The following is a 16,320-nucleotide window of genomic DNA, read 5'->3' on the forward strand; positions in this document are numbered from 1 at the left end:
TCAATTTTACTTTCCATATATAAGTACATATTATTTAAATCTTTTGGTGATTTTTCCATCATAAATGACACATCAAAAGTTAAAGAATAACCAGCTGGAACAGTTTTAAATTTGTCTTCGTACATAGGCATAGATTGATTTTTATAAATTTTGCCTGTCTTCTCATCTGACTGTATTTATATAAATATAATACCCGCCCCAAATAAAAGAACTGAGGCAATTAAATAAATAATAAAGGATTTTTTCTCAAATATAAGTTTTTCAATTGAAATAATAATTAATGAAATAGCAATAGGATATATTATCACGCTTGAGAAACTTTCTTCTCTTACAAAACTCCATGCTATATAATATACTGCTAAAAGAAAAAAGAATACTGCAGCGCCTCTTGTCATTATTTTTAATTTCTTTTGATAACCTTCATTTTTTTCTGTAGGTTTCACTTTTATTTTTCTTTCCCTTCTATGAGTAAGATTAATTTTCTAGATCTGCTCTTTTGAAACGAAAAGATGTTATTGTTACAAAAATCAAGAAAGTTATAAATACTATACCTATAAATAGAGGGTACGATTGAATTGGACTCTCATCCGGTGTAGAAATAGCAAATGACGGTTGAGCCCAAGGATAAAGCATCCCCCACTTAGATGTATACGCTGCAAAAACTAGGAATGATAAGAAAATATTAATACCTAATGGTATTCCAAAGCTTTTAATTTTAAATGATAACCACAATTGAATTGAGGATAAAGAAAAAGTTCCTAGCCAGCTTAGAAGAATTGCAGATAGAATAAAAGTGACAGGAATAGGGTTATCAATATGAATTATAGTGCCTCCAATAAGGTAAAATAAAACCAAGAACAGTTGCATTAAAAGTATTAGTAATAATATTACAGTTAGTTTAGATAAATAAATAATGCCTTTAGAGATAGGTAAAGAAAATTGTAATTTCCACCCACCATTTAGATGATCAGTTCTACAAACCATAGCTGCATAAATACCTGAAGAGATAGGTAGAAATAACATACCATAAAATAAAGTAATTTGTGTCCAAGATTCTAACCAGCCATTATCCCCTTTTTCATCCATTAATACATCATAGTTTCCTAAAAAGCTCGCTAATCCCAGGATTACGCTTATAAAAGGAACTACCATTAATAATATCCATATTTTTTGTCTTTTTAATTTAAACCATTCAAACATAAGATAATCACGAAACATAAGATAGTCCCTCCTAGTCTACTTGTTGTTTATTGAACTTAATTAATCCTATGAGCAAAAATAATAGGCCGAAAATGATACTCAATGTTGTATATAGTGCCACCGCATCGTTAGTTACAATGTCCCCTAAAGAACCATTTGCAAGCAATAACTTAACTGGTGTCATCATAGCTGGATAAGCCCAGAATAGATATGACGTACTTGCATTCATTTGTAAGAAAAATGTAGAAATTGCTCCTAAAATACCAATACCAATTGGAAATGCTTGATTTTTAAATTGTATTGACATCCATAATTGAAAAGTAATGATAGGAAAAGATCCTAGATATGGTAAAAAAGCAGCTTTTAATAAAAGTAAATAAGGAATTCCGCCACTAAAACCTAAAGTTTTTCCAATTAGAATAAAACCTATAAAGATGATTAAGGCTGAAAAAAAACATAATTTTAATAAATAAAAAAGCTTACTAAAATAAAATTGAGATTTACCTACTGGAAGAGTAAATAAAAATTTCCATGAATTTGTTTGGTGTTCTACGTTAATCAAATTCGAACTTATAATGGTGATAGCAAGAGGAATTAAAAACATAATAACAAATTGAGTCATCACTACCATTGCATCCCACATATTATAGTTTCTTTCCATAAAATTATTTTTTTGCATCAATATAAGTAAAAAGGATAACATAACAATTCCAAGAGGATAAACTAAAGTAACCGGTGTGATAAAGGTTCTCTTCAGTTTCATTTTTTCTGAATGTATAACATTATTCACGATACTTTTCCACCTTTGTGTGTAATTTCGAGGAAAATATCTTCTAAAGATTGTTTTTCTTCTTGTATTCGATATATAGCTAACTGTTGACGCATTAACTTATCGGCAATGTATGCGATTTTACTATCTTCATTTTCATTAATTACTATTTCTTTATTCTCATTAAGGAATACATTCCATCCTTCTTTATTCAAAATTGTTTGAGCTAAGTTTGGATTGTTAACTCTTATGTTGATTTTTGAAGCACTCTTCTTTCTTAATTCTTGGATATCATCTTGAAAAATTAAATTTCCTTCATTTATAATGCCTACTTTATTGGCCATTTGATCAACTTCGCTTAGTAAATGACTAGAGATCATAACTGTAATTCCATAACTGGAAGGTAAACCTTTAATTAACTCTCGAACTTCTTGTATACCTGCAGGGTCTAGTCCATTAGTAGGCTCATCAAGGATTAATAATTTGGGAGAATTAAGCAAAGCAAGTCCAATTCCTAAACGTTGTTTCATACCTAATGAATAGTTTTTTACTAGTTTGTCTTTTGCTTTCATTAACCCAACAATATTAAGTACTTCGTTAATCTGGTTTTTATCTTTAATACGTAATAATTTATGGATTGCTTCCAAATTTTCATATCCTGTCAAGTTTCCATAATAAGAAGGGTATTCAACTAAGGAACCCACTTGGCTCAAAATGCTCATTCTGTTTCTGGTTAAATTTTTACCAAATATTTCAACATCTCCAGAAGTAGGTTTAATTAATCCTAATAGCATACGAATGGTAGTTGTCTTCCCAGCACCGTTAGGGCCTAAAAACCCATAGATATCTCCTTGTTCTACAGATAGGTTTAGCTGATTTACTACCTTTGTTTTTTTATACTGTTTTACTAAATTAGCCGTTTCAATAATTTTATTCAATTTAATCACCTCAAAATCATTATAGATTGTGAAAGTAAACAGAGAAGAAAAATAACCTTAACATAACCTTAAAAATTAAATTATTTCATAATAATTCGAAGAAATAATAAACAAGACCGTTCTAAAACATAGAACGGTCTTGTTTATTACAAAATAAGGTTTTTTCCAATAAGTCAATACTAATACGTAATTCTTTGCAATGATAGGATAGTCATACCATTGCAAAGAATTTTTAAAATTACTATAACTTACATCTTCATGTTCTTCTACATCCTAAATCTTTATATGTTCAAAGTGGTAGACATATTCTTAATGAAGTTCCAGTCTCTACATCTTTTTCAAGTTTTATATTACCTCCATGTGCCTCTATAAACTGATTAGAAATGTGTAATCCTAATCCAGAGCCTTTCTTAGCTACAGAATTACCTTTATAGTACCGATCGAATATATGCTTTTTAATTTCTTCTTGAATTCCTACTCCATCATCTCTAACAATAATTATTAAAGATTTTGAGTCTATTTTTAATATGACACTAATATTAGTTTCTTTAGGATTATGTATAATGGCATTTCCAAGTAAATTATTTAATACTCTTTGTAGTAAAGGAGCGCTAAATGGATAATAAAATTCTTCGCCAATGTAATTAAATAGTTCAATTTCATAATCTTTAGCTGATGGATTATTGGCAAACTCAAGAACAATCTTTTTAATAAAAGTTATTATATTCTGTTCTTGCTTGACTATATCTTCGTTTTGATATTCAAATTTAAATGTATCGTTTAAATCTTGCAACAAAGCCTCCATATATTCTGTTTTTTCTTCTATTTTCTTCAAAAATAAAAGTCGATCCCCTTCCGTCCACTTATCACTAGATAAGAGCATAGAAGAATAACCTTTTATATAAGAAAGTGGAGTCTTTAAATCATGGGCAATGTCTGCTACCCACTCTCTTTTCTTTTTCTCAATTTCTTTTTCTTTTTTCTTACTTTCTTTTAAAGAGTTCGTTAAATATTGCAAATGATTTAAAATGTTTTTGTAAAGAATAAATGTATATTTTATACTACCTGTTCTCTTTGAAAGGCTTCTAGCTACGCCATTTCTATCTACTGGCTCCTCATATTTGTCCTTAGATAAGTAATTAAGCCATTCTAATATGTGAAATAATGGACTACTTAATAGCCATCCATAACTAAAAATTACCAGTACCAATATTATTAATGTATGATATTTAATAATAAAGTCACTGATTTTATCATTTAGTGTATGATCCTCTATAAAAAAGTTGATTATGTCAAAACTAAATGAATTAATCAAAGCAAAACCAAAATAAACGAAATTTAATAATAAAAATAAATTAATTAGAAATAAAAGAATAAATTTTAACCTTATTTTCAAAAAGAACCATCCTTAGGAGGTATAAATTTATATCCTAAACCTCTAACATTAATTAATAATTCAGGATTGTTTGGAGCTTGTTCAATTTTCTTCCTAATTCGATTAATATAAACCATAACTGTATTTGTATCGCCTAAACTGTCATTTCCCCATATCTTTTCATATAAATCTTGTATGCTAAAAATATAATTAGGATTTTTAAAGAAGAAAGATAACAACTGTAGTTCTCTAGCTGTACAAGATACTTCACAATTTCTAACAAAGAGTTGACCACTAGCTAAATTAAGATATAAAAAACCATACCTATATTCTAATTGTTCAGTTTTATCTACTTCTCTATAATTTTGTTCTCTTCTAATCTTTGCTCTAATGCGTGCGATAACCTCTAATGGTTTAAATGGTTTAGTAATGTAATCGTCTCCTCCTACATTTAAGCCAGTGAGGACATCTAAGTCGGATGTTCTAGCTGTGAGAAACATTATAGGAGTATTGGTTTTTTCTCTTATTTTAGTACATAATAAATATCCATCCATATCAGGTAATGTTACATCCAATACAATTACAGCATATTGATTTCGTTTAACATACTCTAAAGCTTCTTGAGAGGTCGTAGCTTTATCAACTGAATGAAATCCCTCAACCTTAAGAGCTGCACTCATCATATCTAATAGCCCTACTTCATCATCTACCAATAGTATCCTTTCCAACTTTTCATAACACTCCTTATTTTTCAATATAATACTAATTGTACCAAAAAACATCTATAAATTTTAATCAAATATAAAGAAGCAGATAAAACTAAGTTCTATCTGCTTTAAACCGACATCTCCAATTTTTTAATGTTATAAAATAATTGATAGGAAGGACTCTTAATTAATAATTCTTCATGTGTACCATAATCAATTATCTTTCCTTTATCCATTAATACAATAACATCTGCACTAACAACAGTACTTAAACGATGTGCAATTATAATTCTAGTGCATTTAAGCTGATCTAAGTTGTCACTAATTTTTTGTTCGGTAATTGTATCGAGAGCACTTGTCGCTTCATCTAATATTAAAATAGATGGATTATTTACTAAAGCCCTTGCCAAAACAATTCTTTGTTTCTGGCCACCTGATATATTTGATCCCATTTCAGAGACAATGGTCTCGTATTTCATAGGCATCCTGCTAATTTCATCATGTATTGCAGTTAATTTAGAAGCTTTTTCAATTTGCTCTGAAGTTATATTCTCATGATACATGCGAATATTTTCCTTTATAGTACGATTAAATAAAAAATCCTCTTGCATTACAATACCTATTCTTCTTCTCAGATCAGATTTATTAATATTCCTAATATCCTTATTATCAAATTTTACAGTTCCAGTTGTTGGTTCATATAAGCCAGCTATTAAAGAAGCTAAGGTACTTTTTCCAGAGCCAGATTTCCCTATGATAGCTACTTTTTGCCCAGCTGAAACTTCAAGATTTATGTTGTCTAGCACTTGTTCTTGATTACTATAATAAAAATTTACATCTTTTAATGAAATGTTTCCTTTGATATCATTTATTTTTTCTTTATTTTCATTACCTTCTGTTTTAGTACCTAAAATATCGTGAATTCTTTCTAATAAGGCTTGAATTTTAATAATTTCGCTAAACGACATAGTCAAAGAAGTAAAAGGAGTTAAAAAGGTCACAACTAGTGATTGAAATGCAAATAATGTACCCAAAGTAATCTCTTTTTGCATGACTAATATTGCTCCAGCCCAAGCTACAAATAAAGGAGATATAAACATAAGAGAGTTATTGAACGCACTAATTACGTTCTGATAATTTAATTTGTCTGTAGAAGTAGCGATTTGTTTATTGAAAAGTGCTGACCATCCCTTATATACCTGATTCTCAACTCCTAATGACTTAATAATAGATATACCTTGAACAGTTTCTGTCAAATATCCATTAGTACTGGATTGAGAAGAAACCTCAAGCTGAGTTAAATGTTTTAAACGGGATCTTGTTGATAAGGTTACAATTACCTGTAAGAAAGCAATTGTACTTACTATAAGTGTTAATTGAATCGATTGTAAAAGCATATAAATAAACAACACTATAATCAGTAAAAAATTTATAATTGAAGAAACTAATTGGTTAGATACAATTTGACGAATAGCTACATTGCTGTTGGCTCTAAGGATTAAATCTCCACTTGTTCTCAGCTCAAAGAAATTATATGGTAATTTAAAAAGATGAGATATAAATCTATTCATCAAAGATTTATCAATTATATTTTGTAATTTAATTAATAATTTCCCATGAATAATAGTAAATCCCAGATAAATAAACAAAGTTAACAATCCTACAAGGCCTATAACGTTGATCAATTCAATATTATAGGATTTTAATACATCATCAATTAAATACTTTAATAGCAAAGGTACAGATACAGTAAGCAATTGTAAAAACAAAGCTACACTTAATATTTTATAAAGCACTTTTTTTTCATCTAGAAATGAATTAAAGTAAGAATATTTTTCTTTCCTATTCATTCTTCTTTGTTTGAATTTTTTTGATGGAGTTAAAGCCAATAGGATGCCAGAATATTTTTTTTTAAATTCATTAATTTCTAATTTTAATCTTCCAAGCTCAGGGTCGACTATAATGGCTAACTTATCATTAATTTCTTCTAAGACTACATAATGTTTTTGATTCCAAAATATAATAGCTGGAAGAGGAATATCATGTAATAAATTCAAAGGAACAGCTTGTCCCTTTGAATCTAAATGATAATCCATAGCTAATTTTTTTAAAGTCAGTAAGCTTGTACCGTTTCTTCCTTCACCAGCTTTTTTTCGTAATTCTGTTAAATCTACATGGCAATAATAATAAGATAACACCATAGCCAAAGAGCACAGCCCACATTCTGATTGCTGCATTTGTTCAATAAAAGGCACTTTTCGCTTATGTTTTACTTTAGCTTTGTTACTCTCCATATTATTTCTCCTCTTTTACTACTTCAGGGGAATCCAATATTAAAATTGAAGGCAAGTTGTTATTATATAGCCTAAGCATTTCATAACCTATTCCAGCTAAGCCTGTAAACATATTAGGCGTAGGCTTGTCACTACCTGGTATTCCGCATTTCCATATATTATTTTCTTTTTTCACTCCTTCAAATAACATATTCACACGTGCATATACCTCATCCATTAAGGTATAGTTTTTTGTCTTAATGGATGCAGAAAGAAGAAAATCAATATTACCTAAATCTCCGTGACACAAACAATGACTCTCTTTGTTAAATCCACTAGATCTTGTCTTATCCACAGCCAATTCCAGATCTGACTTTAAAACCTCTTCAGACAAATAATCAAGAGCATATAATCGACTTAAGCCTATCCCAGGAGCCCCATTACACCAATAAAGAGGAGAGTGGACCTTACCTGTATTTTCAACATTTCTTAAGTCAATCCAATTACCTTTATTATTATCTAGTAAAGAATTATCATATTTTATTGCTTCAAATGCGGAAGTTTTATAGGATTCTTGTTGGATAAAACTATATAACTTTATGAGTGAATAAGCAATTCCAGAATTACCATGAGCTAATCCCCCTAATGGTTTTCCTTTAGAGCGATTAATTTGTAACCACCCAATACCTTGTTCAGTAGGAATAGCGTTCTTTATTAAATGTTGTCCGCAGATTTCTGCTAATTCTAAGCTTTTTTTGTAACCAGATATTTTAAAGAAATCTAAAGCAACAGTGATAATCCCTGCACTTCCTCCTAAGAAGTCATACATTCGATCATCTTTAATTTGATTGTGTAAGCCATTTACTATGTGTTTACCTAAATCTAGTAGACTTTCGTCTTTCCATAAATAATAAAAATGATTAACTGCATAAACAATAGAAGCGTAGCCTAAAAATGCTGAAGAGCTTACTTTTCTCTGACTTAAATCTGTATATTCTTCTAGTACGCTATTAAAACAAGCTTTTGCAACGGAAGTAAATAAGTCATCATTCGATTCTTTGCCTAGATAACCGTAAAATAGTGCCATACCTATTAATCCATCATAGAGCCCTAGCTCCATTGGCTTGTATTCAACTCTTTCATATTCATTAATACCTAAAGAAACCCAAGTAATGTTTTCTTTATTTTCTCCCCAGACAGCATCTTTCAAAAGGGTTTTTCCTATTTTAATGGCTTCTAATAGATAATCCTCTTTTTGGTATAAATTTTTTAGTTTCAAGTTGATTTTTGGGCTAGCTTCTTCATCATAATGACTATTTTCAGTTAATTCATGTGCCTTCCTAACTGTACTAAGCGCATAATCTATGTACTCTAACTGCTTATTGCAATCTTTTGCACTGAAAAAATTAAAATTTTCCAAAACCTGTGTAAAGCTATCTTTTTGATAGAAGTCTGGTATAATTTTTTTTCGTGAATCGTAAACTTTAGGTGACTCGGGATATGACCAAAAATAAGGAATATCTTCATTTAATAAATCTTTTACTTCTGATTCAATTACTTTCGATAAAGTTGGAAATCTAACTGCTGCTCTCCACAAATTATCAAAAAGCTTTCCTCTTTCTAATCCGTCCTTAAGATATTTAGGATGTTTTCCGGCCTCTAGCATACTACTATATGTTTGAGTATCTCGAACAATATTTCTAATTACACAGTTTTTGAATTTATAGATAATTCCTTCAGGTTGTTGTAACTCTTTCATTGAATCTAAAATAATGTTGTATGTATTATAAAAACCTATTTTAATGAATTCATCAAATTTATCTGTATTACTGAATCGTTTTCCTTTATAAATAGGGTGATTCTTTTTCAACTTCAGTGGGATAACCGTTTTTTCCATTTTCATTTCGTCTGTAAATAAATTAGTGAATTTATAAGCATACATAGATTGATTTTCTTGATTTCCTAATCCACTGACATCTAATTTTAAATCGTTTAAGTTTCTTATAGAAATAGGGAGTAACCCTGTTCGCATAACAGATTTGTTTAAATTTAGCAACGCTTGATTAGTAGCTGTTTTTGCATCTGTAAAAATCGTATTATTATGAAAAAGTGCTTCTAAATCTATTATGATTGGATGTTCGCCTTTAGCAATTATATTTTCAAAATGTATGTCTGTAGCATTTAACATGTACAAAATAGCAAGATATTGTCCTTGCCGTTCATAAAAATGATTAACTTGAGTAATACTTTTACATTCCTTATTAGGTATGAATTCAACCCATCCGTACTTTTCTTTATCAATTAATTTAACTATATCAAAATGTTTATTTATATTTTTTTTATTAAACCATTGTAATAACTCTTGAAAGGCTACATCAGTTGACAAAGAGTGAGGTTTATAAACTAATTTTTGGTTATTAGAAAAATTATAAATGATTACGCCTTTTCCATTATTGTGGCTATCGCCTGATATCTCAATTTCAACAATGTCCTTTGTTTTAATACCTATTTTTTCATTTATTTCCTTATAATCATTTAAAAAGTTAATGATGGACTCGCTCATAAATAAAGTAGTTCTTTTTATATGCTCACAAATTAATCTTGCTAGAACCGGATAAGTAGATAAAAACTCTAACACAAGCTCTTTTGAGCTAAACGTATTATTGATGTAATAATTGTATCTTTCATGCGAATCAGCTCCTACAAGTGTGCCCATCAATCGATTCTTATTTAATTCAAATATCAAACATTTTCCAGATATTTTCAAAATCCCTTCCATATTAGCTTTTAATATAGAGGTTAGTATTGGTTCTATATAGTTCTTATCTAAAAGACTTTGGACTGGTTTAAGATAATCTAATGTTTGTTTAATTACATATTCTAAAAATGGACTCATAAAACCTATAAATGGTATCTTTGTTTGATCAAACATTTGGCAGACACTAAAATTATTGCTTTTATTATCAACTAAAAAAACTGCTTCAAGAATTTGATACCACTCTTTATCTTTAAATAGCTTTTGACTGCTCAAAGGCATAGAAAGAATCTGTTGAAATTCTTGTATTGTTATTTGATCAGCCTCTAATCTTCGATGAAATGCTTTATCATCTTCTAAACCTGTAGATTTTCTCCAAATATCTGTTTTATCAAAGTTATCAAGGTTAACATGAAGTGCTAAGGGTCTTTCATGCAAATACAATGCATAATTCCATATTTCTTTATTTAACAAATCACGCATTGTCATCATTTTTTTATTATCTATATGTAAAGTCATAGGAACTAGTTCCTCCTTTATTTGAAATAAATCCTGTAAATAAAAATGAAGAATAAGAACTGATGTTCTTATTCTTCATTGTTTTTTTAGTTGACCATTCTTTATCTAGCTAAACAGCAAACGAATGCGAAAGTTCCTAAATAACATTCTGATGTTGCAGTCTTAACTACGCCATCACCACCACCAGCAATATTTGCTAGCTCTTCGTCTGAAAGGTCATTAATTGATTTCAATGCTTCTAATTCCACTTTACTCATGTGTGTTCACCTCTTTTCTATGTATGAACAAAGTATATTGTATAACATTTCCTTTTTCTACATTAAGGAAATAAGCGGACGAAAATGAAGGATAAAAGTTTATTTTTGCAGGTTAATAGGACTAATTTATTCGAGTAATTTATTTGAATAATTATGAAGATTAAGTTAAAATTTATATGTTTTTACTATAAAATACAATTATTATGGTATATTTATCTTAAGGTTAAAGGGGGAATTGTATATATTATTAGAAAAAATATCCTATAAATGGGCATTGTATCTCTGTTCTTCGCTTAATAAAGAGCCAGACTTAGATATACTTAGGTATGGAATAGAAGTGTTTTTAAAGAGTATAATTAAAATTTTATCTTTATTATTTGTAGGAGTAATATCGCATAATCTCCCCTCATTATTAATCATTTCTATTTCCTTTATCTTACTTAGGTTGGTATCTGGCGGATTTCACTTTTCTTCATATCACTATTGTTATGTGATTTCTATTAGTCTGTTAACTCTTTTATCAGTATTAAGCAAATATTTAAGCTTACTAAAACTTGATTGGACATTTCTTTTAATAAGCTTAAATTTACTATCTATTACTCTTTTACTTGTTTTCAAAACTTCTATTAACATTAATAGACCTAACTTTCATAAGAAAAAAATGTATTTATTCTTATCTATAGCACTAACTATAATAAGTATTTTAGTATCCTTAATTATAAAAGATAAGTATCTAAGCTTTTCTATAGGGATACAATTATCTATGTTCTCTCAAGTTATAACCCTTGTTAAGTTTAAAGAGAAGGAGCAGTACATATGAAATTTTTGATTCAAATTTTGTTTTCTTTTTTCTATTTAGTTGCAAATACAGAAGTTAAAACAGCTAGTTTTTTTCTTATTCATGAACCGAAAATACCGCAACAATTGAAAATAAAATATAAAAACGGAAAGTAATGTATGGTTACTTTTATTCTTACAATTCTTGAAAATATTATAGTTGTTATTTTTTTATTAGTTCTAGTAGGAAAGAGAAAGACTTTAAATACTAAAAATATAGTAGGGTTTATTATACTCTATTCATTTTTCACTACTATTACATATAACTATATTGATAATATTTACTTTAGAATAACTTTTAACCTAATATGTCAAGTTATTGGAATGAGATATATTCTTTCTTTACGCCCGAAAGCTTCTATTTATCTTTCTCTTCTTGCATCAACTTTTCAAATGCTAGTAGAGATGATCGCTTACATAATAGTAATAAGAATGGATAATATGTTTGGCTATGAACCTTCTAAAATATCTTTGGCTGTACTTTTTTATTTTTTATTCGGTACTATTACAGTTTTATTGTACAAAAAGAAAGTAAAAGTCAATTTTTCATTTTTAGAAAATATAAATTCTTTTTCTTTAAAATTAGTATTTATTATATCTTTGGTGCAAATTATGATTACATGTGTGATTTCTTTCACTAATCATATTACTTCTTTAGCTGCAGGATTAATGTTAATTCTAATAGTCTCAATGGTAATTATTATTATTTATTTAATGAGAGAGCAATATCAAAAAGTATTAGAGAAGTCTGATGAAGCATATTTAAAGCATTTAGAACAATTAATTCAATCAATTCGTGCTCAAAGGCACGATCACATGAATCACTTGCATGTTATTTCAAATCTTCTACATGCTAAAAACTACGAAGAAACAGAGAATTATATTAATGAGTTGAATAGCAAAATAGAAATGGACTATTCTTTGTTAAATATTAGACATCCATCACTTATGGCGTTGCTTCAAACTAAAATTGAATTTGCTAAAATAAGTAAAATTAAATTCGATATCAATGTAAAAGAATCTGTGTCAGGTATATCTATAAAATCATATGAACTTATACAAGTTGTGGGGAATATTATCGATAATGCTTTTGATGCTGAATTAGCTTCAGCTACTGAAAATAAAGAAGTGACCCTAACCATAGACAAGTTACTGAACTCTATGTTAATAATTTCGATAAATAACGTTAATTCGTTTATAAGCTCTTCACAAACCCAAAATATTTTTTTTCAAGGTTATTCATTAAAAGAAAATCATAAAGGAATTGGTTTATTTACAGTTGCAAATATACTTAAGAAAAATAAATCTTATGTGGAAATTGAAAGCAATGTAGAACATGGAACAACTTTTTACGTTTTTATACCATATACAATAAAAGGTGATTAAACAATGTTTTCTGCTTTAATAATTGAAGATAATTTAAAAATACAAGAAGAATTAGAAAATAGTGTTAAAAAATTAGGAGTAGATGTAGTAGGTAAAGTTAGCTGTGAAGAAGATGCTAAAGCTGTTATCATAGAAAATAATCCAGATGTAATTTTCTGCGATATTAATTTGCCTGATTTTAATGGTTTTTCTTTTGCTGAACAATTAAAATTAATATATCCTTCCATAGAAGTTGTATTTATTACAGGATATACCGAATTCGCTCACAAAGCATTCGAAATACAAGCAATCGATTATCTTACAAAACCTTTTAGTTATGAAAGGTTAAAAGAATGTGTAAAAAGATTACATAGTCATTTTAACAAAGAAAAAAACAAAAAAAGTATGCAGCTTGATTTACTTCCTATAAAGTCTAATAAAGGGATAAATTTTTTAGAGACAAATAATATTATATATATTAGTTCTGAAGGTAAATTTTCTACAATCATATCAATCGATTCTGGTAAATATAAGGAAATTAAGACATCAGAAACTTTGAAATCTATAGAAGAAAGGTTGGATCCAAATAGATTTGCCCGTACCCATAAGAGTTTCATTGTAAATCTTAGCCAGGTAAATAGAATTGAGCCTTCGGGACAAACAAACCTTATCTTTTTTAAATCCTGTTCAGATATGGCCTATTTAAGTAAAAATTATATGTTAACACTTTATAAAAAATTAAATTTCAGGTAGATTTTAACCATATTATAGATAATAAATTACCCTAATGGAATTATTAGTAAGCTTTATTTAAGATAAAGATAATAATCACAACTTTTAAATATCATATTTATTAATATGTACCTTTGAAAAATATAATAAGTACATCTTCCATTCTATTGAGTAACAACCTATAAATTCACCTAAAATAACTTCATGTTATTTACCCATACATTTATATAACAAAAAGTGAGCTCATAATGTAAGAGTTCACTTTTTGTTGTTTCTAGAAATTATTTATCTTGTCGATACTTGTAATCCTTAACACAAAGTTTTAAACAATTTGAAAGAAAAAACTTGCTACAGAAAGCCTTACTTTATAAATATATAATCTTCTTCTCCTATTTATAAAGTTGATAACTCCTTATTAATTTCACTATAATTGTAGAGGTTATAATACTTGCCCTTTAGAGATATTAATTCATCATGATTTCCAAACTCGACAATTTTGCCCTTGTCCATTACATAAATTACATCTGCATTTATGATAGTTGAAAGCCTATGTGCAATGATCACACAGGTACATCCGGTTTCTTTGAAAAAATTAGCTACCCTTGCTTCATTAACCGAGTCCAGAGAACTTGTTGCTTCATCTAACACTATAAGCTTAGAATTATTAATTAAAGCCCGAGCTAGTGCCATACGTTGTCTCTGCCCCCCTGATAAATTTAAGCCCATACTAGAGACCAATGTATAATAATTCATAGGCATATCTTCAATTTCCTCGCCAATTTGAGCAATGTGAGCAGCTTTCCTTACCTTTTCCAAATTAATATCTTCCATACCCATACTTATATTTTCATAGATAGATTTATTAAACAAATGAATATCTTGTGGTACTACTCCCATTTGTTTGCGGAGTTCTTTTTTATTAATATTTCGCAAATTTACAGAATCATAAAAAACATCTCCTGTATTGGGAGTATATAAACCTAACAATAATTTTCCTAAAGTACTTTTTCCTGAACCCGATGTTCCTACAATAGCAACTTTTTGACCACTTTTTATATGTAACGATATATCTTCAAGTACAATTTCTGAATCTTGAGTATAAGAAAAAGATACATTTTTTAATTCTATCTCGCCCTTTAGATTTTGTACCCTCTCTTTATTGTTATCTTCCTCAATCTTTGCATCGGTAATATCCCTTATGCGCTCTAAACTGTTTGAAGCTAATAAAAAGTCATTCCATGTTTGAAATAGTGAAGTACTAGTAGCAAAGAACATTACAGATATGGAGTAAAATGCAATCACTTCTCCTATAGTAATGAATCCCTTAGTAAATAAGCTTAAGCCAAAGATTAAAACTACAAAAGGAGATATAGTTTGTAAAACTTGTGTAAAGGATGTATAGATATTGATTAAATACCCTTGTTTGCGATACCTATAGAGCATATTATCTAAACTTTCATTCCAGGATTTAAAAATCTGTTCTTCAATTGCAGCAACTTTAATTGCAAACATAGCCGTAATGGCCTCTACTTGTATCCTTTCTAACTTACTTCTTTCCATTAATTCATATATATTTGCTTCTTTAATTGGGTTCCTCATAATAAAACTAAATACACTGTACACTAAGAATAATCCTATTACAACTGCAGTAAGTACAGAGGATTTACAACTCATATAACTTAATATAAATAATAGAGAAATTATTTCCATGATTCCTTTAACGACTTTTTCGGATATTAAATCTTTAATTAAATCTAGATTTCCCATCCTAAATAAAATATCTCCAGATGAACGAACTTCAAAAAATTTATAAGGAACTTTTAATAAATGACTAAAAACTCTTCCAAATAAAGATTTATTTAAAATTATTTTAATATCGATCAGGAATTTACCTCTCCTAAAAGAGGAGAAGCTATAAACAAGTAATAACATTGAAAATAATAGTATCATCGGTATATCTAATTCTCGTTGTAAAGTTACCTTATCAATTAATTGTTGCATTACGATTGGAATTCCCAGTGTAATTATGGAAAGGACTAAAGAAAAACCAAAAAGTTTTATTAATAATAGCTTATTGGTTAATATACTAGGTAAGATTATATCTAATGTACTTTCTTTTTTACTTTTAGGAGTAAATTTATTTGTAGGATTTGGAACTATAACTACATTAGTAAAGTTTGCAATTATCTCCTCTTCAGATATTTTTCTTTTTCCTAATGCAGGATCTACAATATAATATATACTACCCTTCACTTTTTCTAAGACGACAAAATGATTGTTTTTCCAGTATATAATAGAAGGATTTTTAATTACTTTTAGGCCCTCAACAGATGTTTTATATACCTTTGTTGAAAACCCTGTTTTTTTCAGAAAATTATAAATTTGATTAACTCTTAAGCCATCTCTTCCTACTTCTAAATGATTTCGAATTTCACTAATGGACTCATAACTTTTATAATATCTTAATACCATTGCAACGCAGCAGAGCCCACATTCTGTTTGTTGCATTTGTTCAACAAATGGTACCCTTCTTTTTGTTTTATATGACATTTCATACTTCCTTTTTTTAAAATTAGAAAGCTTAACAGTAAAA

The 16,320-nt window shown here is 28.6% G+C and carries 14 protein-coding genes; 4 read left to right on the top strand and 10 right to left on the bottom strand.

Annotation, left to right across the window (positions count from 1 at the left end):
• Positions 1–176: 176 nt before the first annotated feature.
• The 9 genes from ACMX9J_RS24440 to ACMX9J_RS24480 form a co-directional block, all read right to left on the bottom strand.
• Positions 177–443 (bottom strand): hypothetical protein, encoded by a 267-nt coding sequence (locus ACMX9J_RS24440; RefSeq protein ID WP_416226309.1) that lies wholly within the window; start codon positions 441–443, stop codon positions 177–179.
• Between the two features lie 31 nt (positions 444–474).
• On the bottom strand, positions 475–1,218 hold the full coding sequence (locus ACMX9J_RS24445) for an ABC transporter permease (RefSeq protein WP_328259390.1): 744 nt from the start codon (positions 1,216–1,218) through the stop codon (positions 475–477).
• A 13-nt stretch (positions 1,219–1,231) separates the two neighbouring features.
• Positions 1,232–1,990 (bottom strand): ABC transporter permease, encoded by a 759-nt coding sequence (locus ACMX9J_RS24450; RefSeq protein ID WP_416226310.1) that lies wholly within the window; start codon positions 1,988–1,990, stop codon positions 1,232–1,234.
• Entirely contained in the window at positions 1,987–2,907 is a 921-nt protein-coding gene (locus ACMX9J_RS24455; protein ID WP_416226311.1) for an ABC transporter ATP-binding protein, read from the bottom strand. The genes ACMX9J_RS24450 and ACMX9J_RS24455 overlap by 4 nt, the downstream gene beginning before the upstream one ends.
• Before the next feature lie 289 nt (positions 2,908–3,196).
• Positions 3,197–4,303 (bottom strand): sensor histidine kinase, encoded by a 1,107-nt coding sequence (locus ACMX9J_RS24460; protein ID WP_416226312.1) that lies wholly within the window; start codon positions 4,301–4,303, stop codon positions 3,197–3,199.
• Positions 4,300–4,995 carry a response regulator transcription factor gene (locus ACMX9J_RS24465; RefSeq protein ID WP_416226313.1) on the bottom strand — a complete coding sequence of 232 codons (696 nt, stop codon included), beginning with the start codon at positions 4,993–4,995 and terminating at the stop codon, positions 4,300–4,302. The genes ACMX9J_RS24460 and ACMX9J_RS24465 overlap by 4 nt, the downstream gene beginning before the upstream one ends.
• A 122-nt stretch (positions 4,996–5,117) precedes the next feature.
• On the bottom strand, positions 5,118–7,283 hold the full coding sequence (locus tag ACMX9J_RS24470; RefSeq protein WP_416226314.1) for a peptidase domain-containing ABC transporter: 2,166 nt from the start codon (positions 7,281–7,283) through the stop codon (positions 5,118–5,120).
• 1 nt (position 7,284) lies between these two features.
• Positions 7,285–10,536: a type 2 lanthipeptide synthetase LanM family protein gene (locus ACMX9J_RS24475; RefSeq protein WP_416226315.1), complete on the bottom strand. Its 3,252-nt coding sequence runs from the start codon at positions 10,534–10,536 to the stop codon at positions 7,285–7,287.
• Between the two features lie 101 nt (positions 10,537–10,637).
• On the bottom strand, positions 10,638–10,793 hold the full coding sequence (locus ACMX9J_RS24480) for a type A2 lanthipeptide (protein WP_416226316.1): 156 nt from the start codon (positions 10,791–10,793) through the stop codon (positions 10,638–10,640).
• Between the two features lie 274 nt (positions 10,794–11,067).
• On the opposite strand from ACMX9J_RS24480, the gene ACMX9J_RS24485 reads away from it, so the two are divergent.
• Genes ACMX9J_RS24485 through ACMX9J_RS24500 form a run of 4 tightly spaced genes read left to right on the top strand, consistent with a single transcriptional unit; the run spans position 11,068 to position 13,748 of the window.
• Positions 11,068–11,613: an accessory gene regulator B family protein gene (locus ACMX9J_RS24485; RefSeq protein WP_416226362.1), complete on the top strand. Its 546-nt coding sequence runs from the start codon at positions 11,068–11,070 to the stop codon at positions 11,611–11,613.
• Positions 11,610–11,747, top strand: coding sequence for a cyclic lactone autoinducer peptide (locus ACMX9J_RS24490; protein WP_416226317.1), 138 nt, complete (start codon positions 11,610–11,612; stop codon positions 11,745–11,747). Before ACMX9J_RS24485 ends, ACMX9J_RS24490 begins: the two co-directional genes overlap by 4 nt.
• 3 nt (positions 11,748–11,750) lie before the next feature.
• Complete coding sequence (locus tag ACMX9J_RS24495) at positions 11,751–13,016, top strand: sensor histidine kinase (protein ID WP_416226318.1); 1,266 nt, start codon at positions 11,751–11,753, stop codon at positions 13,014–13,016.
• A 3-nt stretch (positions 13,017–13,019) separates the two neighbouring features.
• Entirely contained in the window at positions 13,020–13,748 is a 729-nt protein-coding gene (locus ACMX9J_RS24500; protein ID WP_416226319.1) for a LytR/AlgR family response regulator transcription factor, read from the top strand.
• 372 nt (positions 13,749–14,120) lie between these two features.
• Here the strand turns inward: ACMX9J_RS24500 and ACMX9J_RS24505 are convergent, their stop codons facing one another.
• Positions 14,121–16,277: a peptidase domain-containing ABC transporter gene (locus tag ACMX9J_RS24505; protein ID WP_416226320.1), complete on the bottom strand. Its 2,157-nt coding sequence runs from the start codon at positions 16,275–16,277 to the stop codon at positions 14,121–14,123.
• Positions 16,278–16,320 lie beyond the last annotated feature (43 nt).

This window comes from Priestia sp. RMT2NF4, from assembly GCF_047872835.1.
GTDB lineage: Bacteria > Bacillota > Bacilli > Bacillales > Bacillaceae_H > Priestia > Priestia zanthoxyli.